This window comes from Coprococcus sp. LG101-27 (assembly GCF_027695515.1).
GTDB classification, from domain to species: Bacteria; Bacillota; Clostridia; order Lachnospirales; family Lachnospiraceae; genus Allocoprococcus; species Allocoprococcus comes.
In genome coordinates this window covers 23,684-43,552 of the sequence record NZ_JAQEUJ010000003.1, presented here as the reverse complement: position 1 = coordinate 43,552, position 19,869 = coordinate 23,684, and the positions used below count along the sequence as shown (strand labels likewise).

Below are 19,869 nucleotides of genomic sequence, written 5' to 3'. Positions count from 1 at the left end.
AGACATGAAATATCAGATACTTGTTCTTGACCTGGACGGAACACTTACCAACTCCAGGAAAGAAATCACTCTACCAACGTTAAAGGCTCTGATCGAGATCCAGGAAGCCGGAAAAAAAGTTGTTCTTGCAAGCGGTCGCCCTACATACGGCGTGGTTCCCCTTGCCAGGCAGCTCCATCTGGAACGTTACGGAAGCTATATCCTATCCTTCAACGGAGCACGGATCACTGACTGCCGCACCGGCCAGGTCATTTACAACAAAACACTTCCGCAGGACGTGATCCCGGATATCTACCGGATCGCTTCCAACTACCCAGTTGATATTCTGGCTTATGAGGATGGACAGCTTCTGTCCGGATTTACCCCGACAAAATATTCCGAATTAGAATCCCGGATCAACCATTTACCAATTGTACAAATTGATAATTTCTGCGAGAAAGTATCCACATTTCCAAACAATAAATTTCTCCTGACCGGAGAACCGGATAGCATCGCTGCTGCTAAAGAGGAAATGTCCGCTCATTTCCATGGTTATATCGATGTTTACTGTTCGGATCCATTTTTCCTCGAAATTGTTCCAAAGAATGTAGACAAAGCTGCCTCTCTTCTGAAGCTTCTTACCAGCATCGGTCTGACTGCTGATGAAATGATCTGCTGCGGTGACGGATACAACGACCTGACTATGATTGAAACCGCAGGTCTTGGAGTGGCAATGGAAAATGCACAGCCACTGGTCCGTGAAAAAGCAGATTTTATCACAAAATCAAATGATGATGACGGAGTTCTCTATGTGATCGATCAGTTTATGCGCGATTGACCATCGTAGAAATATCATTTCTCAAAATATAAAAATCCCGGAGAACTGGTTTTACTTCCAGTCTCCGGGATTTTTGTTTTCAGTATTTTTCTGTACTTAGATTTCTGCAGTTTCCGCGTCGTCAGTCTCTTCCAGTACTTCCGCATACTTGTCCAGAATGATCTTCTGGATTCTGTCTCTTGTACCGGAATTGATTGGATGCGCAATATCACGATATTCCCCATCCAGTGCTCTCTTACTCGGCATTGCAATGAAAAGTCCTTTTTCCCCTTCAATGACTTTAATATCGTGAACAACAAATTCTTCGTCCATTGTAATTGATACTACTGCCTTTAATTTTCCTTCTTTTGCTACTTTGCGCACGCGTACATCTGTAATCTGCATAACTTTCTAGCCCCTTTCTCCAGTAACGCACATACCGGTCCGCTCCTTTTCCTTTATTTGACCGGCATGCCTTCTGATCCGGACTCTTACAAGTCCCCCTCAGTTTTTATAATGCGTACCTTTCGTTCTTTTCTATTACTACTTTCACGCCATCTTCACCAACATGCCGTGTATTGGCACGGATCGTATCCCTGCTCTCTACAATACAGTTCTCAATGTAAGTATTGTCCCCAAGATACACATCATTTAAAATAATTGAGTTTTTGATCACACAATTATTTCCAACAAACACTTTTTTAAACAGAACCGAATTCTCAACGGTTCCGTTGATAATGCTTCCGCTTGCCACAAGGCTGTTCTTAACGACCGCACCCGGATTATATTTTGCCGGAGGCAGGTCTGTCACCTTGGAATAAATACTTGGAAGCTGCTTAAAGAAATAGTTCCGGACTTCCGGTTTGAGGAAATCCATGTTTGTCTTATAATAGGCATCGACCGTGGAAATATTGCTCCAGTAGTCTTTTATCTTATAACCGTATATCTTTTTCAGATTCTTGTATCTGATCAGGATATCCGTTACAAAATCATATCTGTCTTCCTCAGCTGAATGCTCGATCAGATCAATCAGCTGACGTCTGCGGATGATATAGATTCCTGTGGAAATCGTGTTGGAATTTGCCACCATCGGTTTTTCCTCAAAATCTTCGATCCGCATATTTTCATTCATCTTCAGGATGCCAAAACGGGTTGCATCCTCGCCCTGATCCAGATCCCGGCATACCACAGTGATATCTGCTTTCTTGGCAATGTGGTATTCCAGTACTTTGTTATAATCCATCTTGTAAACCGCATCACCGGATGTGATGATCACATAAGGTTCATGGCACCTCTTCAGGAAATCCAGGTTCTGATAGATCGCATCTGCCGTTCCACGATACCAGTAGCCATTGTCTGCGGTGATCGTCGGTGTAAATACATAAAGACCACCCTGCTTACGTCCGAAATCCCACCACTTGGAAGAATTCAGATGTTCATTCAGTGAACGTGCATTATACTGAGTAAGTACTGCTACCTTCTGGATGTGCGAATTGGACATATTGCTGAGTGCAAAATCAATTGCCCGGTAGCTTCCTGCGATCGGCATCGCTGCCACTGCACGCCTCTGTGTAAGCTCCCGCATCTTGTTGTTGTTACCGCCTGCTAAAATGATTCCAACTGCTCTCATGATCTGTCACCCGCCTTTATCAATACTCCGCCGCTTTCAAGAGCACCCTGTACATAATCCTCCTTCACGGTAATACCGCTGATCGCAGTATTCTTTCCAATCTGTACTCCTGCCGGAATCACAGAATTCTCACCGATCGTAACCAGTCCGGAATTGTAGATATCAGACCTGAGCTTGTTCGGTGCTTCATTGCCGATTCCAAGGGTTACATTATCTCCAACCTTAACATTCTCCGCAATGATCGCTTTGTCGATCACACAGTCATTTCCTATCGCAACATCCTGCATGATGATCGAATCCCGGATCACGCAGCCTTGTCCAACAACAACACCTGCGCCGATCACACAGTTATGTATCTCGCCGTATATCTCAGCTCCGTCGCCAATGATGCTTCTGTCGATCACAGCTTCTTTTGAAATATACTGTGGCGGTATAATTGAATTATTCGTATAAATTTTCCAGAATTCCTCATAAAGATTAAATTCAGGAATAATGTCGATCAGTTCCATATTAGCTTCCCAGTAAGAACTCAATGTACCGACATCCTTCCAGTAACCATTATATTCATAGGCAAACAGTCTCTGCTTCTTTTCATGACAGTACGGAATGATATGCTTTCCGAAATCACATCCCGGCTGATCTTTCATCTTGATCAGTGCCTCTTTGAGCACCGGCCAGCTGAAAATATAAATTCCCATGGACGCAAGATTGCTCCGCGGATTCGCCGGCTTCTCCTCAAACTCGGTGATTCTCTTGTCTTCATCGGTAATTACGATTCCGAAACGACTTGCTTCTTCGATCGGAACCGGCATTGCCGCGATCGTCACATCTGCATGATTCTCCTTGTGAAAATCCAACATGACCTCGTAATCCATCTTGTAAATATGATCTCCTGATAAGATCAGTACATAATCCGGATTAAATGTCTCCATATACTCCAGATTCTGATAAATTGCATTCGCCGTTCCTGTATACCATTCGCTGCTTGTACTCTTCTCATACGGCGGAAGAATTGACACCCCTCCGATATTCCGGTCCAGATCCCACGGAATACCAATTCCAATATGTGTATTAAGCCTGAGTGGTTGATACTGGGTCAGGACACCGACTGTATCGATTCCTGAGTTGATACAGTTACTCAGCGGAAAATCAATGATCCTGTATTTGCCGCCAAATGCAACAGCCGGTTTAGCAACTTTTGCAGTCAGGACGCCAAGTCTGCTGCCCTGTCCTCCTGCCAATAGCATTGCTATCATTTCCTTTTTTATCATGTCTTCACCCCTTCTCAGTAATTCTGGTTTTTTCATTATAACATATTACATACATATAGTGAACATATTTTACAAAAATATTTCTGTTTACCTATCTTTTTTATAGAAATATCACAAAAAGAAAAGGTTTGGTTTTTGACCTATCTATGTTATAATTATGCACGTAAGTCAAATACTATGAAACAAATTCACAGAACAGGAAGTGTCATTATGTATAAAATTGATTTTAATCAGCCTTGCCATATCCACTTCATCGGAATTGGCGGCATCAGTATGAGTGGACTCGCTGAGATCCTTCTTGAAGAAGGCTTCACAGTATCCGGATCCGATAACAAAGAATCGGCACTTACGGATCATCTGTCTCAGAATGGTGCAACCGTATTTTACGGTCAGAAAGCTTCCAATATTATAGACGGTATCGACCTTGTAGTTTATACCGCAGCGATCCACGAAGACAACGAAGAATTTGCAGAAGCAAAGCGTCAGAATCTTCCGATGTTATCCAGAGCAGAATTACTCGGTCAGCTTATGACTAACTATAAGACACCGGTTGCTATATCCGGTACACACGGTAAGACAACCACAACCTCTATGCTTTCTCATATTGCTCTTGCAGCAGACCTGGATCCGACAATCTCTGTCGGCGGTATCCTGAAAGCGATCGAAGGCAATATCCGTGTCGGCGGACCTGACCTTTTTATTACGGAAGCATGCGAATATACCAACAGTTTCCTGCACTTTTTCCCGAAAATCGGTATTATTCTGAATGTGGATGCAGATCACCTGGACTTTTTTAAAGACCTGGACGATATCCGTAATTCTTTCCACCTTTTTGCTAAGCTTCTTCCGGAAAACGGAACTCTCGTCATCAACGGAGATATTGATAAAATTGAAGAGATCACCTCCGATCTTTCCTGTCGTGTTATCACTTTTGGCAAAGAAGCTTCCCTGGATTACAGTGCAGCCAATATTACTTATAACGAACAGGGCAATGCCTCTTTCGATGTCGTAAAAGACGGACAGAATGTTGCACATCTCGCTCTTGCAGTTGGCGGTGAGCACAACGTATATAACGCACTTGCGGCAATCGCAGTTGCCGATATTCTTGGTGTTCCTGCGGAGACGATCCAGACAGGTCTTGCTTCCTTCCACGGAACAGACCGCCGTTTTGAATACAAAGGTGAAGTCGGCGGAGTGACTATCATTGATGATTACGCACACCATCCGACAGAGATCGCAGCAACTCTGAAAAGTGCTGCACATTATCCACATAAAAAGCTGTGGTGTATTTTCCAGCCACATACTTATACCCGTACAAAAGCATTATTCTCAGAATTTGCTGAAGCACTCGCACATGCAGACCATGTAATCCTTGCTGACATCTATGCAGCGCGTGAGACAGATACTTTAGGCATCTCTTCTGCACAGCTTGCAGATGCAGTCAAAGAACATGGATGTGACGCAACTTATCTGCCAAGCTTTGCAGCCATCGAAGAGTTCGTCACCACCCATTGCCAGCCTGGCGATCTTCTGATCACAATGGGTGCCGGAGATGTTGTAACCATTGGGGAAGACCTGTTAAAAGCCTGATTTTCTCCAATATTTGCGAAATTTTATTTGTAATAACAAAAATTTCCGTCAGAAAATTCTTTTTTACAATCTGGGATGATGTTATAATGAACAAAGTCAGAAAAGAAAGGAAGCGGAAATTATGAGTGCACTTATTTTGCGCAATCATTCCCACAATAACATAACGATCGTGGAGAATGACTTTATCGATCATTATATGGTATCTGCGAACGGAGAATATGTAAAAGTCTATCTTCTTCTTCTCCGTTATCAGAATATCCCGGAGCAGCTTCCGGATATCCCGCAGATGGCAGACCTTCTGGAGAATACCGAAGGCGATATCCTGCGCGCACTCAAATACTGGGAAAAAGAAGGAATTCTTTCTCTCGAATATGACGAAACAAATGAACTCGCCGGAATCTGCATCGGAAAAGCACCAACTCATCAGACACCTGTCAAAGCGGCTTTCCATACACCTTCCGCACAGTCTGCTTCCGTTCATGAAAAATCTCCGGTCGCGCAGTCTGATGGAAATACCACTGTTTCAGACAAAACTGCCGGTCAGAATCTTCCTGCATCAAGACGTTCCCTTGCTGCAAGAAGAGAATTAAAGCAGATTCTTTTTATTGCTGAACAATATCTTGGCAAAACCTTATCCCGTACCGATGTTGATGCGATTACCTACTTTTATGATTCCCTTGGTTTTTCCGCAGACCTGATCGAGTATCTGATCGAATACTGTGTGGAGAACGGACATAAGAGCATGCATTACATTCAGAAAGTAGCACTTTCATGGGCAGATGAACATATTACAACCGTCGATCAGGCACGTAATTCCTCTGCATTTTACAACAAAACCTGCTATTCTATCCTGAATGCATTTGGCATCAAAGGGCGGGGACCTGCATCTGCCGAACTGGATTATATCCGCAAATGGCTGGAGGATGGGAATTTCGAACTGGATCTCATTCTGGAAGCATGCAACCGCACCATCAGTGCGATTCACCAGCCAAGTTTTGAATATACTGACAAGATTCTCGAAAACTGGAAGACGGGCAACGTTCGTACACTGGCAGATGTTGAGCGTCTTGATTCTGCCTTTGAGCAGGAAAAAGACCGGAGAAAAACTCCTTCGGGGCAAAACCGTACACCTTCTGCCCAGCAGCCTTCCAAATTCCGTAATTTTGAAGAACGTTCTTACAATATGGACGAGCTTACCAAAAAATTATTACGCAGTAACTAAGAAAGGGGAACACTGTGCCGTTAACTAATTCACAATACAATGCGCTGATGCGCGTATATGAAGAAAAAAGAGCGAAGAGCCGCGACCTCGCGAATCTTCACTACGAACGTGCCTGCCAGAAGATTCCGGAGCTTGCATCGATTGATGCCTCTATTTCTTCTGCCAGTCTTGATCAGGCGAAAAAGCTGCTCGCAGGCGATGACACTGCCCTCGCTTCTTTGAAGGAAGATATCCGGTCTCTTTCTGACAGACGCCGCCGACTCCTTTCCGACGCCGGATTCCCGGAAGACTATCTGGAACAGCATTTTGAATGTCCGGACTGTCAGGATACCGGCTATGTCGGCACGAAAAAGTGCCATTGCTTTTTAAAAGCGATCATTGATCTGTTCTACACCCAGTCCAACTTAAAAGGGCTTCTCGAACAGGAAAATTTTGAACATTTTAATTTTGATTATTATTCATCCAATTATAGAGACCGGCTTTCCGGTCAGAATTCCCGCGAGCTTGCAACGCGGGCTTATCAGGAATGTATGAATTTCATCCACAATTTTGATACCGAACATGGTAATCTGCTCCTTTTTGGGAATACTGGTATTGGGAAGACATTTCTCAGTCACTGCATTGCAAAAGAAGTAATGGATTCTCTGCATTCCGTTCTTTACCTGACTGCCTCTGAATTTTTCGATGCGCTCCTTGAAAAAGCACTGACCCGGAATGATGAGAGCTGTCTTTTATATGAGCAGATCCACCAGTGTGATCTGCTGATCATTGATGACCTGGGAACCGAACGAAATACAGACTTTGTCGTTTCTCAGCTTTTTGTGTGTTTAAATGATCGGATCCTGAATAGGAAATCCACGATCATTTCTACTAATCTTACTCTGGAGGAAATCAAGACGAACTATACAGAACGTACATTTTCCCGGATAAGCAACCATTATAAGATACTTCGCCTTGCCGGTGATGATATCCGCATTCAAAAGAAACTTATGTACAGGGAGGAACACTGATGTTACATCGAAGTGAACGAATTCTGGATAATATTCCAGTTGGCTCTCTCGGCATTATTGCTGTAGACGGCTGTGAAGAGATGGGAAATAAAGTCAATGACTATCTCGTAAAATGGAGAAAGGAAGAGACTCGTTTCCAGAAAGACAATCTTGTTTTCAACGGCTACGAAAAGCCGAACTATCTGATCAACGCAAAGGTACCGCGTTTTGGATCTGGTGAAGCCAAAGGTATTATCAATGAGTCTGTACGTGGAAAAGACCTTTATCTGATGGTCGATGTCTGCAACTACAGCCTGACTTATTCGCTCAGCGGCAATACCAACCATATGTCACCGGACGACCATTTCCAGAACCTGAAGCGTGTCATCGCCGCTGTAGGAGGAAAAGCACGTCGTCTGAACGTCATTATGCCTTTCCTGTATGAAAGCCGCCAGCACAAGAGAAGCGGCCGTGAATCACTGGACTGCGCACTTGGTCTGCAGGAGCTTGTCCGCATGGGTGTTGACAATATCATCACTTTCGATGCACACGACCCACGTGTCCAGAATGCGATCCCGCTGAACGGATTTGAGACGATCCGTCCGACTTACCAGTTCGTAAAAGGACTTTTAAAGCATGTACCGGATCTTCAGATCGATGCTGACCATATGATGGCGATCAGCCCGGATGAAGGTGCAACCGGACGTGCAATCTACTTTGCCAACGTACTCGGTCTTGATATGGGTATGTTCTACAAACGTCGTGACTACACAACCATCGTAGACGGACGTAACCCGATCGTAGCACACGAATTCCTTGGTTCTTCTGTAGAAGGCAAAGATGTGATCATCCTTGATGATATGATTTCTTCAGGTGACAGTATCCTTGATGTTGCCCGTCAGCTCAAGATGCGTAAAGCAAAACGTATCTACGCTGCTGCAACCTTTGGACTTTTCACAAATGGTATGGAAAAATTCGACCAGGCTTATGAAGAAGGACTGATCAACGGAATCCTCACAACAAACCTGATCTATCAGACACCGGAACTGCTCAGCCGTCCTTACTACATCAACTGCGACATGAGCAAGTACATCGCACTGGTAATCGATACACTGAACCATGATGCTTCTATCAGCAGCATCCTTGATCCAAGCGAACGTATCCAGCATGTAGTTGAGAAATATAAAAAAGGGGAAGCGATCGATTAATTTATACGAGCGAAATTTTTCCGCTATATGACAAAAAATACTGCTTGAATATCATTTTGATATCTAAGCAGTATTTTTTTACTCTTAAACGTTAATTTGTGAATACTCGGTAATTTTCTTTCTTATCGTAATCCTTGCAGATTCCATCATCCTCATACATGGTATAACTGCTGTTCTCATATCCGATAAGCTGCAGATGTCCGGTATCAATATCTTTCACACACTCTGCCGCTTCTGCAACCGGGATACATTTACCATTTCGAATGAAAAGCGGTACTTCATTTGATGCCACATCTACATAATGGATACCTTTCGCGAGAATCTCTTCCGAAATGCTTCCATCCGGCAGGAACTTGATAAATTTCATTTCCTCCGGCAGATAAACATAACGTCCTCTTGCGTTCTGCTCGTAAACCGGAGCGATCATGATCTCGTTTCCGAGCATCAGCTGATCCTCTACGCGGATTGCTCTCTTGTCATCCGGATAAACAAACCCTAAAGGCTTAAAATACATATCATCACTCAGCGCAGCTTTCATATACTCGCTGTACAGATACGGCACAAGACGATATCTGGTGTTAATGACAGCACGGAAATCCTCGATATTTTCGAATTGATAACACTCCTGCTCTCTTGTCCCCGTCGCCGAATGATTACGCATCAGTGGTGTAAATACACCAAGTGCGAGAAAACGTAGCAGCAATTCTCTTGTTGTATCAGCACCAAAACCTCCAAGGTCAGCACCTGTATACAGGAAACCACACATGTTCAGAGACGGCAGCATCTTCAGGTTAAGAAGGATATGTGACCACCAGGATTTATTATCTCCGGTCCAAATTCCGCCATAACGATGCATTCCGATGTAAGAAGATCTGGAAAACATCAGAAAACGTTTTTCCGGGTCAATGCGTTCAAACGCTTCTCCGGCCGCTCTTGTCATATTATAGCCAAAAAGATTATGTACTTTGTCATGGCGGATCTTTTTGCCATCCACATTGTGATAAAATCTTTTATAGTCTTCCGGATTATTTGCAATACTGAGCATCTTGTCCTGCATTTCCCAGGAATGGATCTTGCCTTCGGTATCCTTTGCAAACTCTCCGGCAAGTTCTTTTGCCTCTGCAAGGCCTTCGGAAGAATAAAAGATCGCAGGCTCGTTCATATCATTCCAGAAACCTTCTATTCCCTGTTCGATCAGAAAACGATATTTGTCCCCGAACCATTTTCTGGCTTCCGGATTCAGCATATCCGGAAAATGGGTATCTCCCGGCCATACAGCTGCAACAAAATCACTTCCGTCTTCTCTCTTGCAGAAATAGTTGTTTTTGACACCTTCCTCGTAAATCTCATATCCCGGCTCAACCTTGACACCGGCATCAATGATCGGAATCAGGCGAATACTCTGGTCATTCATTTCCTGTACGAATTCCGGAAAATCCGGGAAATTTTCTTCACTCACTGTGAAATCTTTAAATGACTGCATATAGTCAATATCCATGTAAATCATGTCGATCGGAATATGATTCTCCCGATATCCTTTTGCGACAGTACGGAAATCTTCTTTCGTCGTATAACCCCAGCGGCTCTGTCCGAAACCAAAGGCAAACTTCGGTGGGATATAGCTGCGTCCGATTACATGGCGGAACTGTTTTACGATATCATAAGCATTCTCACCTTCAAGCACGTAGATATCCAAGTCAGCATTTTCGCAAGATACCTTAATGGTATCCTCTCTGTCATATCCAATATCAAAGGTCAGTTTTGAGGGATAGTCGAAAAACAATCCAAACGTCCTCTTTCCGCTCACAACAATGAAGTTATGGGCTCCGTACAGAGAACGCTTGTCCTCTGTGTGTACCGGATCATCTGTACAATTACTGATATAACAGTACCCTCTCTTGTTGATTCCACGATTGGCTTCACCCAGACCATAGACAATATCATCTTCATCCATGATATAAGTAAAAACAAATCCTTCCTCCTGACTGACCTCTCCATACGGGAGAACGCCCTTAGTTGTTTCAATCTTTTCAGTCAGTGCCTCCGTATCAAACGGAGTTCCATATCTATATTTTCTAATCATTTCTTTATCACCTAGTGTTTATAATATAGTACAAATGCTTCATATGGATTCAGAACAATTTTTCCTTCAAATTCTTTTCTTCCAAGGTTTGTGATCAGACACTCTGCGCCTTTGAATTCTTCCGGCACTTCTACTTCTGCATTCTTATCGCTGAAGTTGCAGACGGTCAGAAGTTTTTCCTGATCCTGTTTTCTTGTGTAAGCAAAAATCTGTTCATCATCACGGTAAAGTGGTTCAAATTCGCCATAAACAATAATATCTTTTTCTTTACGTAATCTGATCAGTTTCTGATAGTAATGGAAAACAGAATCCGGATCTTCAAGCTGCTGTGCTGCATTGATCTTTTTGTAGTTCGGGTTTACTTTGATCCAAGGCTCGCCCTCTGTGAATCCGGCCTGTTTACTGTCGTCCCACTGCATCGGAGTTCTCGCATTGTCACGGCTTCTCAGCATCAGACATTTCATCATGTGTTCCGGAGTCATAAGGCCTGATTCCGTAAACTCTTCAAAGTAATTAATACTTTCAATATCACGGTAATCTTCCAGTTTGTCAAAATAGACATTTGTCATGCCAAGCTCTTCACCCTGATATACATATGGCGTTCCCTGCATCATATGAATACAGGTAGCCAGCATTTTTGCGGATGTTTCTCTGTATACCGGATTGTCATTTCCAAAACGGCTGACGCTTCTCGGTTGATCATGATTACCTAAAAACAAACTGTTCCATGCTTTACCCTGAAGTTCTTCCTGCCATTTGATCATAATATTTTTGAACTCTTTGAAGTCATATTTTGCAGTCGTCCACTTTCCATAATCTCCGCATCCACTCTCCACATGCTCGAATTGGAATACCATGTTCAATTCATTTCGGTCATCACTCGCATATTTCTGTGCTTCTTCTATTGTGACTCCTGCGGTCTCACCGACTGTCATGATATCATATTTTGAAAGAACTTTTTGATTCATTTCCTGAAGGAATTCGTGGATCCTTGGACCATGTACACAATATGGTCCAAAGTCCCCATAAAGACCGTTATTCATTTCTCCGTCCGGAAATCTCTGATCTTTGGAAATCATACTGATAACATCCATTCGGAAGCCATCGATTCCTTTTTCACACCAGAATTTCATCATGTCATAAACTTCCTGGCGTACTTTTTCATTTTCCCAATTGAGATCCGGCTGTTTTTTTGAAAACAGATGCAGATAATACATCTGAGTTTGCGGATCATATTCCCATGCAGAACTGCCAAATACTCCGCCCCAGTTATTAGGTTCTTTTCCGTTTACCGGATCTTTCCAGATATAATAATCACGATATGGATTATCTTTTGATTTTCTGCTTTCAATAAACCAGTTATGTTCATCTGAAGTATGGTTGACTACGAGATCCATCAGAATCCTGATGGATCTTTTGTGTGCTTCACACAACAACTCCTCGTAATCCTCCATCGTTCCATATTCTTCATAAATTCTGCGGTAATCAGAAATATCGTAACCATTATCGTCCTGAGGTGATTCCAGCATCGGAGAAATCCACAACACATTTACCCCAAGTTCTTTAAGGTAATCCAGTTTCTGTATGATTCCTCTGATATCTCCCACACCATCACCGTTACTGTCTTTAAAACTCTTTGGATATATCTGATATACTACACTTTCTTTCCACCATTTTTTCTCCATGCCAAATCTCCTCGTTTATAATTGTTTAGTATTATTTAACCGCTCCTGTAACAACACTATTCATGATACCCCATACATCTTAGCAAAATCAAGAGGTTTCTCGCGAAACTATAAAAGACAACAAAGTTTATTTCCTGTTTTTATACAGTCTGCACAAAAACAACCAGACCATTCCACCGGCTTACCTGTATACATGCAAAGTTGAAAAAAGGATCCTGTCATTCCCTGACAGAATCCCTCTTTACCAGATAGACTGGATTTTTTATATTTAATTCGTCCAGTGTCTCTCCCTGAATTAATTTCAGCAGACGTTTCAGCGCCACATGCGCCTTTTGCGGAACATCCTGATGAACCGTTGTCAGTTTCGGTCGAACCATACTTGCGTAGACACTGTCATCATATCCTGTAACAGAAATCTGATCTGGAACCATGATGCCTTCATCAAAAAAGAAATTTATCGCTTCCATCGCATTATAATCTGAGGAAAACGCAAGTGCTTTTGCTTCTAAAAAACGTGGGAGAAGCTCTCTGTATTTTCTGAGACGCAATCTTTTTTCACTCGGAATAATTATATATCGGGAGCGACTGCAGAATCCCCCCGATTTTTCCATCGCCTGTTTGAATCCCATCCACCGATAGTAATCACTGTCTCTCTCCGTTTCCGCAACAAACAATGCTTTCTTATATCCACAGGAATACAGGTATTCTCCAATCTGATACCCTCCCGAATAATCATCTATACCGACATTCTGGAAGGTATAAGCACCTTCCGGATAAGCATCGATCAGAATCATTTTCTTGTTTAATCTGCGCGAAAGCCTGCGATACTGTTCTTCATTGTAGCCAAGGATAAGCAATCCCTCTACATTCCATTTTGAGGCAATATCCACTACATTCTGAATACTTTCACCGCCAATAAGCATAACATAATATCCATTTTCTTCCGTTTCCATCTGAATCGTTCCGATCAGTTCTCCCACAAATGGATCCTGAAGTGACTGCATACCATGGGCATAAGAAAATCCGAGTACTACACCTATAATTCTGGAACCATGGCCGGAAAGCATCACGGAACCCATATGCGGAACATAGTTCTGTTCTTTAAGAATAGTCGTGATTTTATCAATCGTTTTCTGGGAAACTCTTTTGGTATTGCCATTTATAACATTAGATACCGTAGTACGGCTGACACCTGCCATTTCTGCAATATCCTGAAGCCGAATCATAAAACTTTCCTCCTCATTTTACAACATCACCTTATGATATACGCATCTCATCTTTTCCAGCATTTCCATCTCCCGCTTCTGGCAGCTGAATATGATCACCTGCCGCTTACTGTCTTTCAACCAGCGAAGGGTCTGCGCAAGTCTCCTGTCATCATAATAGCCGAATGCATCATCCAGGATTACCGGACATTCTTCCTCGTGGAGAATTTTTGTTGCGGCCATCCGGATTGCAAAATAAATCTGTTCCAGCGTTCCCCGGCTTACCTGATCCATGGATATCTTTTTCCCATTACTCATAAGCTGCACATGCAGATTTTCGTCTACCCAGAGTCTGTTATATTTTCCATCTGTGATGGCATCCATGACTGCAGATACTTCTGTATTCATAAGATCGCTTGTCCGGCTCTGCATCTGTGCGGCAAGTCTGGTCAACTGTTCCATAGCAAGTTCAACACCCTGCTTGTTTTTTAATCGCTCTATCTCTTCACTGTTCATCTCATCGAACTCGCCGACTCGTTCCTGCAGATTTTCATACAACACTTCTTTTTCATGATAGGTTTCCTGTACTTTTGCAAGCTTTCCTTTCTGCCTCTCATAATCTGCCTTGAGAGAAATGCCCTGTTCTTTTATCTCCTGTAATCTGGCTTTCTTTTTCTTCTTTCCATCTTTCAGACAATTCCAGACATACAGCCCTTCAGCCAGTGCCACCACGATTGCCACAAGAAAATTCCACGGCTTATGAAAAAGCAGAAAAGTCACAAAAAATGCCCCCAGCATACTCACTGCCTCCAGTGGATGAATCCTCCACCCGGCAAAATATCCTGCTGCCTCTTCCCGTTTCTTCCGCTTTTTATCTTCATTTACCCAGCTTTCCCATTCTCTGCGTTTCTCTTCACAGCTTCTTTTCAGCTGTTCCGCTTCATTTTCTAACTGATGCAGATCCCGCCAGACATAGGATGCCTCCATCTCTGCCCGCTCTTTCTTTTCGCTGATCAGCTGCCTCTTTTCACGTTCTTCTTTTTCCAGCTCTTTCTTCCGCTCTTTTAAAAGGGCAAGCGCCCCTTCGAGGTCAATCTCGCTGTTCCCGGTTGCATAATAATTTGCCGCATAATTCTTCAGCTCCGCCGCCAGTATTTCTCCAGTCTGTACCCGGAGCTGTCCTATCGAAACTGTATTTTCATAATCACTTTCTGTCATACCACCTAACAGAATTTCCAGATCCCCATGCTCAAGTGACAATTCTTCTCCATCATCTTCACAGATCAGAGAGCCGCCTTTCGCATACCGATCGAAATTTCGCTCCAGCAGGAATTTTCGACCGCCACAGGTAAACCGCAGGATTCCCGCATAAAAGTTTGGATTCTCCCAAGGCTCATAGGTACGGAATGTATCTGTTGCGGCGGCACGCCCGCGCTTTCTTTCCATTCCAAAAAGCATTCCCTTCAGAAAGGTATGCAGCGTTGTTTTTCCCGATTCGTTTTCTCCGTAAATAATATTGATCCCATCCGCAAGCAGGATCTGCTTATTCGTGAACTTACCGAAATTCTTCAGGATCAGTTCTGTTATCTTCATAATTTGCTCCCCTTTGCCTCCAGCATGGCCTGTACTCCCTCAGCCAATGCAATTGCCTCCACACTGTCATCCTTTGCTTCTGCAAAACTTTCTATATACCAGCCCAGAAGATTTCCTGCATTTTGTTTTTTCAACTTTTCATAATCATATGCCGGCTTTGTTTCATCCAGGATTTCGACAATATTTCCATAGGAATCCATCCGGTCGGTATCATAGATCATATCCGGATCCCGAAATCCCCGCAGAATGATTTTATAAATGTTCTGTATACCTCTTTCCCGTATGGCAAGGGAAATTTTTTCTTTCATTTCCCGTCCGGTCATCTCTCTTCCTGCTTCTACTTCCATATGCACATATTCTCTGGATGCAAAAGGAATAAAATCCGTCCGGGTTCTTCCATTTTTAATCTCCCCTTTGATATAACCATGCTTCCCGGTGTCATTTTTATCTGTAGGCTCCAGGGATCCTGCGTAATACATCCGGTCCTTTGCAAGCTCTGCCGGAAGATGAATGTGCCCAAGAGCAATATAATCATATCCCAGCTTCAGTAATTCGTTCTTTCGGAACGGGATATGCTTTTCATCGCCGCCATGGGCCAGAAGGATGGAGGCTATTCCTCTTTTTTCCGGAAGGATTTTCTCATAAAGCGGTTCTGTGATCTCCCGTTCCTCATAGCTGAGTCCGTATATGCGGACTCCAAGCTCTTTAAATTCCATACAGGCAGGTTTCTGAGACAAAAACATGTGCACCGGTCCCTGCCATTTATAATTCCGGTAATAGGACGTACTTTTCAGGTAATCATGGTTGCCCGCCATCAGCACGACCTGTGTATGTGTCAGTCTGGAAAATAAATAATCCAGTTCCTTCAGCTCTCTTAAAAGCGGCTGTCTGTGAAACAGATCCCCTGCGATCAGAAGAAGATCTGTCTGTTCTTCTTCACAGATATTTAAAAGACGCTCAAAGCTATTCCACAGTTCTTCCGGTCGCTTTGCGGTGTAAGAACTTCCTGCGTCCGGCTCTGCCCCCAGATGAATGTCCGCTGTGTGTATGAATTTCATTACTTTCTACTCCTCCTTTAAGGGGAAGTGTCACGATAAAACGTGTCTTTCCCCCACTGCTCTCGGCAATGATCTGTCCCTTATGCAGCTCTACAATCTCTTTTGCAATGGCAAGCCCCAGTCCTGCTCCTCCGGTACTGCTGGATCTCGACGCATCCGCGCGATAAAATTTATCAAAGATCCTCTTCAGGCTCTCTTCCGGTATCGTATCTCCTTCATTTTCAAAACAGATTCTTACCTGGTTCTCCTCTTTGGCAGCCTGGATCAGAAGCACACTTTTCTCCCGGCAGTATGCTATGGCATTTCGCAGAATATTATCAAAAACCCTGGCAAGCTTATCCGGATCTCCCTCGATCAGGATCTCTTCCTCTGCTTCCACCTTGCAGGTCAGCATCTTCTCCTGAAGTACCCCATAGAGTTCGTCTGCAATCTGTTCCAGCATCATGGTCAGATCAATATCCACCTTATCCAGTTCAATATCCTGCAGATTCAACTTTATACTTTCAAAAAACTCTTTCAAAAGATCCCCCAGTCGATTCGCCTTCTCCAGAGATATCTGCGTATATTTGGCGCGCTCCTCTGCCGGCATCTCCGGATGAGAATCCAGCATACTCAGATACGCCACCACAGAAGTAAGCGGTGTTTTTAAATCATGTGCCAGAAAAAGCAGGACATCATTTTTCCTCTGCTCAAGCTTTTCTGCCTCTTCCTCCTGGCTCCTTAATGTCTCTTTAATCTCATTGAGACGATCCTCGATTGGTTTTAACTCCGTAATCAACCGGATTGGCTGGTCAGACGCTGAAATAATATTTTCAATCCCATCTTCTACCTGTTCCAGATAACGCGTCATTTTTGAAAGTGCCACATAAAAAAACAACGAAAATAAAAGTAAAAAACCGAGGATCATAAAGAACACTTTATTATTGCCGATCCACTGCCAATACAAAGATGTTGCGGTCTCTTCACTCACATGAAAAGCTTCCAATATTCGCAAAAAGCCATTGGCAAAGCTGTCATTATAAATACCATCGATAAAATACTCCAGAATAAATCTGCCAACCAGCACCGTCAGGGCCGTAATAAAAACCGTCTGAAGCAATATGCTCAGTTTTAATTTTCTGTAATTATTCTTCAATTTTGTATCCCACTCCCCAGACAGTCTTGATAAGATCTGATTTTCCAGTCGGTTTACTCAATTTCTCACGCAGATGCCGGATATGTACCATCACCGTATTGTTGCTGTTCTTCAGATACTCTTCATGCCAGACCTCTTCAAATAATCTTTGTGAGCTGATCACCTTTCCGCGATTCTCACAAAGAATCCACAGAATCTCAAATTCCGTCGGTGTCAGCGGAAGAGACTGCTCATTATAGATGCATTCATGGGATTCTTTATTTAACAAGAGTCCTGCAAAATCAATGATATTCTCAGAATCACTTTTCTTACCATCGTTGTACTGCGTGTATCTGCGCATCTGTGCTTTCACTCTCGCTACCAGCTCCAGCGGGTTGAATGGTTTCGGAATATAGTCGTCAGCCCCCATCGTAAGCCCAGTGATCTTGTCCCGGTACTCCGTCTTCGCGGTCAACATAATCACCGGAAATGTGTATTTCTCACGGATCTTTCTCAGAATCGTGAAACCGTCAATATCCGGCAGCATCACATCCAGGATCGCCAGATCCACATTTGTCTTCTCAATACATTCCAATGCTTCCTGCCCTGTGTAAAATTTCAAAACATGGTATTCATTTTGCAGATATAATTCTACGACATCCGCAATTTCTTTTTCATCATCTACAACTAAAATATTCATATTTCACTTTTCCTTTCCGTATATAGAAAGATTTGCGTATAAAACAGCAGACCGGAAAACACACCCTTTTGATGCAGTTCCCGGTCCCCTTTTTCTTCATTCTTCTTTTTTACAGTTCGCAGTTATTCACAGTTCTTGGGAACGGAATTACGTCACGAATGTTGGACATTCCTGTAAGATACATTATGCATCTCTCAAATCCAAGTCCGAATCCTGCATGTCTTGTAGATCCGTACTTTCTCAGATCCAGATAGAATCCGTAATCTTCTTCCTTAAGTCCAAGCTCTTTCATTCTTGCAACAAGCTTATCGTAGTCGTCCTCTCTCTGGCTTCCTCCGATGATCTCACCGATTCCAGGAACCAGACAGTCAACTGCTGCTACGGTCTTGTTATCATCATTCATCTTCATGTAAAAAGCTTTGATCTCCTTCGGATAATCGGTAACGAATACCGGACGTTTGTAGATCTCTTCTGTCAGATAACGTTCATGCTCTGTCTGCAGATCTGCTCCCCATGATACTTTGTATTCAAATTTGTCATTGTGCTTTTCAAGGATTTCGATTGCTTCTGTGTAAGTAACTCTTGCGAAATCAGAATTTACAACGTTGTTCAGACGGTCGATCAGTCCTTTGTCTACGAAAGAATTGAAGAAATTCATCTCTTCCGGAGCGTTTTCCATCACGTAGCGGATAACATATTTCAGCATGTTTTCTGCAAGGATCATGTCATCTTCCAGATCTGCAAATGCGATTTCCGGCTCGATCATCCAGAACTCGGCGGCATGACGTGTGGTGTTGGAATTCTCCGCACGGAATGTCGGTCCGAATGTGTAAATGTTGCGGAATGCCTGTGCATAAGTTTCACCGTTCAGCTGTCCGCTTACGGTAAGGTTTGTCTCTTTTCCAAAGAAATCTTTGGAATAATCAACAGTTCCGTCTGCATTTTTCGGCACATTGTTCATATCCAGTGTTGTTACCTGGAACATTTCTCCTGCACCCTCGCAGTCACTTCCTGTGATCAGCGGTGTATGTACATATACGAATCCTCTTTCCTGGAAGAATTTGTGGATTGCGTAAGCAGTCAGTGAGCGTACTCTGAACACTGCCTGGAAAGTATTGGTTCTTGGACGAAGATGTGCAATACTTCTTAAATATTCAAAGCTGTGACGTTTTTTCTGAAGCGGATAATCCGGTGCAGAGGTACCTTCTACAACAACTTCTGTTGCCTGGATCTCAAATGGCTGCTTTGCCTGTGGTGTTGCGACAAGTGTTCCTTTTACAATGATTGCCGCACCAACATTCAGCTTGGAAATTTCGCCAAAGTTCTCCATATTATCATGATATACTACCTGAAGATTTTCAAAGAAAGATCCATCATTTACAACGATAAATCCAAATGTCTTAGAATCACGGATACTGCGCACCCATCCCCCGATGGTCACTTCTTTATCCAGATATTCCTCTCTGTTTCTGTATAATTCTCTTACTGTTACCAAATCCATCTGTTCTGTTCCTCCGTATTACTCTCTTATATATTTCACATAACCCCAATGAGCCTTGTAAACATTGCCGACAGCTTCTGCTGCCATTTTCTACTTTTGCAATATGTCCAGTATACCATTAAACTACCGCAGTTGCAACGATGTAAAAAGAATCTGATTACATTTGAAAATACTTTCGCAATGATTTTTTTATTGTACTCTAATCAATATTCCTTAATCGATAG

At 43.1% G+C, this 19,869-nt stretch carries 16 protein-coding genes; 5 read left to right on the top strand and 11 right to left on the bottom strand.

Features of this window, described 5'->3' with window-relative positions:
* The first annotated feature begins 4 nt into the window (after positions 1 to 4).
* Positions 5 to 817: a Cof-type HAD-IIB family hydrolase gene (locus tag PG766_RS04005; RefSeq protein WP_117559027.1), complete on the top strand. Its 813-nt coding sequence runs from the start codon at positions 5 to 7 to the stop codon at positions 815 to 817.
* A 96-nt stretch (positions 818 to 913) separates the two neighbouring features.
* On the opposite strand, the gene spoVG is transcribed toward PG766_RS04005, so the two are convergent.
* The 3 genes from spoVG to PG766_RS03990 form a co-directional block, all read right to left on the bottom strand.
* Positions 914 to 1,201: a septation regulator SpoVG gene (gene spoVG / locus PG766_RS04000; RefSeq protein ID WP_008368997.1), complete on the bottom strand. Its 288-nt coding sequence runs from the start codon at positions 1,199 to 1,201 to the stop codon at positions 914 to 916.
* Between the two features lie 106 nt (positions 1,202 to 1,307).
* Positions 1,308 to 2,426, bottom strand: a complete 1,119-nt coding sequence (gene glgD, locus PG766_RS03995; RefSeq protein ID WP_117559025.1) for a glucose-1-phosphate adenylyltransferase subunit GlgD — start codon at positions 2,424 to 2,426, stop codon at positions 1,308 to 1,310.
* The gene (locus PG766_RS03990; protein WP_055157904.1) at positions 2,423 to 3,697 is read right to left on the bottom strand and encodes a glucose-1-phosphate adenylyltransferase; all 1,275 of its coding nucleotides are present in this window, start codon (positions 3,695 to 3,697) and stop codon (positions 2,423 to 2,425) included. Before PG766_RS03990 ends, glgD begins: the two co-directional genes overlap by 4 nt.
* A 210-nt stretch (positions 3,698 to 3,907) precedes the next feature.
* On the opposite strand from PG766_RS03990, the gene murC reads away from it, so the two are divergent.
* The 4 genes from murC to PG766_RS03970 all read left to right on the top strand — a co-directional run bounded on the left by murC (position 3,908) and on the right by PG766_RS03970 (position 8,706).
* Positions 3,908 to 5,287: a UDP-N-acetylmuramate--L-alanine ligase gene (murC, locus tag PG766_RS03985; protein WP_117824497.1), complete on the top strand. Its 1,380-nt coding sequence runs from the start codon at positions 3,908 to 3,910 to the stop codon at positions 5,285 to 5,287.
* A 121-nt stretch (positions 5,288 to 5,408) separates the two neighbouring features.
* Positions 5,409 to 6,509, top strand: coding sequence for a DnaD domain protein (locus PG766_RS03980; protein ID WP_270590442.1), 1,101 nt, complete (start codon positions 5,409 to 5,411; stop codon positions 6,507 to 6,509).
* Between the two features lie 14 nt (positions 6,510 to 6,523).
* Positions 6,524 to 7,519 (top strand): ATP-binding protein, encoded by a 996-nt coding sequence (locus tag PG766_RS03975; protein WP_117824499.1) that lies wholly within the window; start codon positions 6,524 to 6,526, stop codon positions 7,517 to 7,519.
* Positions 7,519 to 8,706, top strand: a complete 1,188-nt coding sequence (locus PG766_RS03970; protein WP_055297435.1) for a ribose-phosphate pyrophosphokinase — start codon at positions 7,519 to 7,521, stop codon at positions 8,704 to 8,706. Before PG766_RS03975 ends, PG766_RS03970 begins: the two co-directional genes overlap by 1 nt.
* Before the next feature lie 91 nt (positions 8,707 to 8,797).
* On the opposite strand, the gene PG766_RS03965 is transcribed toward PG766_RS03970, so the two are convergent.
* From PG766_RS03965 to asnS, 8 genes are all read right to left on the bottom strand, one after another.
* On the bottom strand, positions 8,798 to 10,789 hold the full coding sequence (locus tag PG766_RS03965) for a glycoside hydrolase family 31 protein (protein WP_270590440.1): 1,992 nt from the start codon (positions 10,787 to 10,789) through the stop codon (positions 8,798 to 8,800).
* Positions 10,790 to 10,800: 11 nt separating this feature from the next.
* A complete protein-coding gene (locus PG766_RS03960) occupies positions 10,801 to 12,474 on the bottom strand; it encodes a glycoside hydrolase family 13 protein (protein ID WP_270590439.1) in 1,674 nt (557 codons plus the stop codon).
* Positions 12,475 to 12,692: 218 nt separating this feature from the next.
* Positions 12,693 to 13,700, bottom strand: a complete 1,008-nt coding sequence (locus tag PG766_RS03955; RefSeq protein ID WP_117559018.1) for a LacI family DNA-binding transcriptional regulator — start codon at positions 13,698 to 13,700, stop codon at positions 12,693 to 12,695.
* Between the two features lie 18 nt (positions 13,701 to 13,718).
* The gene (locus PG766_RS03950; protein ID WP_270590436.1) at positions 13,719 to 15,272 is read right to left on the bottom strand and encodes an ATP-binding protein; all 1,554 of its coding nucleotides are present in this window, start codon (positions 15,270 to 15,272) and stop codon (positions 13,719 to 13,721) included.
* The gene (locus PG766_RS03945) at positions 15,269 to 16,330 is read right to left on the bottom strand and encodes a metallophosphoesterase family protein (protein WP_270590435.1); all 1,062 of its coding nucleotides are present in this window, start codon (positions 16,328 to 16,330) and stop codon (positions 15,269 to 15,271) included. Before PG766_RS03945 ends, PG766_RS03950 begins: the two co-directional genes overlap by 4 nt.
* Positions 16,236 to 17,465: a sensor histidine kinase gene (locus PG766_RS03940; RefSeq protein WP_117836170.1), complete on the bottom strand. Its 1,230-nt coding sequence runs from the start codon at positions 17,463 to 17,465 to the stop codon at positions 16,236 to 16,238. The genes PG766_RS03945 and PG766_RS03940 overlap by 95 nt, the downstream gene beginning before the upstream one ends.
* Positions 17,455 to 18,144 (bottom strand): VanR-ABDEGLN family response regulator transcription factor, encoded by a 690-nt coding sequence (gene vanR / locus PG766_RS03935; RefSeq protein ID WP_008371692.1) that lies wholly within the window; start codon positions 18,142 to 18,144, stop codon positions 17,455 to 17,457. The genes PG766_RS03940 and vanR overlap by 11 nt, the downstream gene beginning before the upstream one ends.
* Before the next feature lie 109 nt (positions 18,145 to 18,253).
* On the bottom strand, positions 18,254 to 19,645 hold the full coding sequence (asnS, locus tag PG766_RS03930; protein ID WP_008371696.1) for an asparagine--tRNA ligase: 1,392 nt from the start codon (positions 19,643 to 19,645) through the stop codon (positions 18,254 to 18,256).
* Positions 19,646 to 19,869 lie beyond the last annotated feature (224 nt).

Bases quoted from the DNA above. Each gene is read 5' to 3' on its own strand.
- PG766_RS04005 (WP_117559027.1), top strand. From the start codon at position 5: ATGAAATATCAGATACTTGTTCTTGACCTGGACGGAACACTTACCAAC.
- spoVG (WP_008368997.1), bottom strand. From the start codon at position 1,201: ATGCAGATTACAGATGTACGCGTGCGCAAAGTAGCAAAAGAAGGAAAA.
- glgD (WP_117559025.1), bottom strand. From the start codon at position 2,426: ATGAGAGCAGTTGGAATCATTTTAGCAGGCGGTAACAACAACAAGATG.
- PG766_RS03990 (WP_055157904.1), bottom strand. From the start codon at position 3,697: ATGATAAAAAAGGAAATGATAGCAATGCTATTGGCAGGAGGACAGGGC.
- murC (WP_117824497.1), top strand. From the start codon at position 3,908: ATGTATAAAATTGATTTTAATCAGCCTTGCCATATCCACTTCATCGGA.
- PG766_RS03980 (WP_270590442.1), top strand. From the start codon at position 5,409: ATGAGTGCACTTATTTTGCGCAATCATTCCCACAATAACATAACGATC.
- PG766_RS03970 (WP_055297435.1), top strand. From the start codon at position 7,519: ATGTTACATCGAAGTGAACGAATTCTGGATAATATTCCAGTTGGCTCT.
- PG766_RS03965 (WP_270590440.1), bottom strand. From the start codon at position 10,789: ATGATTAGAAAATATAGATATGGAACTCCGTTTGATACGGAGGCACTG.
- PG766_RS03960 (WP_270590439.1), bottom strand. From the start codon at position 12,474: ATGGAGAAAAAATGGTGGAAAGAAAGTGTAGTATATCAGATATATCCA.
- PG766_RS03955 (WP_117559018.1), bottom strand. From the start codon at position 13,700: ATGATTCGGCTTCAGGATATTGCAGAAATGGCAGGTGTCAGCCGTACT.
- PG766_RS03950 (WP_270590436.1), bottom strand. From the start codon at position 15,272: ATGAAGATAACAGAACTGATCCTGAAGAATTTCGGTAAGTTCACGAAT.
- PG766_RS03945 (WP_270590435.1), bottom strand. From the start codon at position 16,330: ATGAAATTCATACACACAGCGGACATTCATCTGGGGGCAGAGCCGGAC.
- vanR (WP_008371692.1), bottom strand. From the start codon at position 18,144: ATGAATATTTTAGTTGTAGATGATGAAAAAGAAATTGCGGATGTCGTA.
- asnS (WP_008371696.1), bottom strand. From the start codon at position 19,645: ATGGATTTGGTAACAGTAAGAGAATTATACAGAAACAGAGAGGAATAT.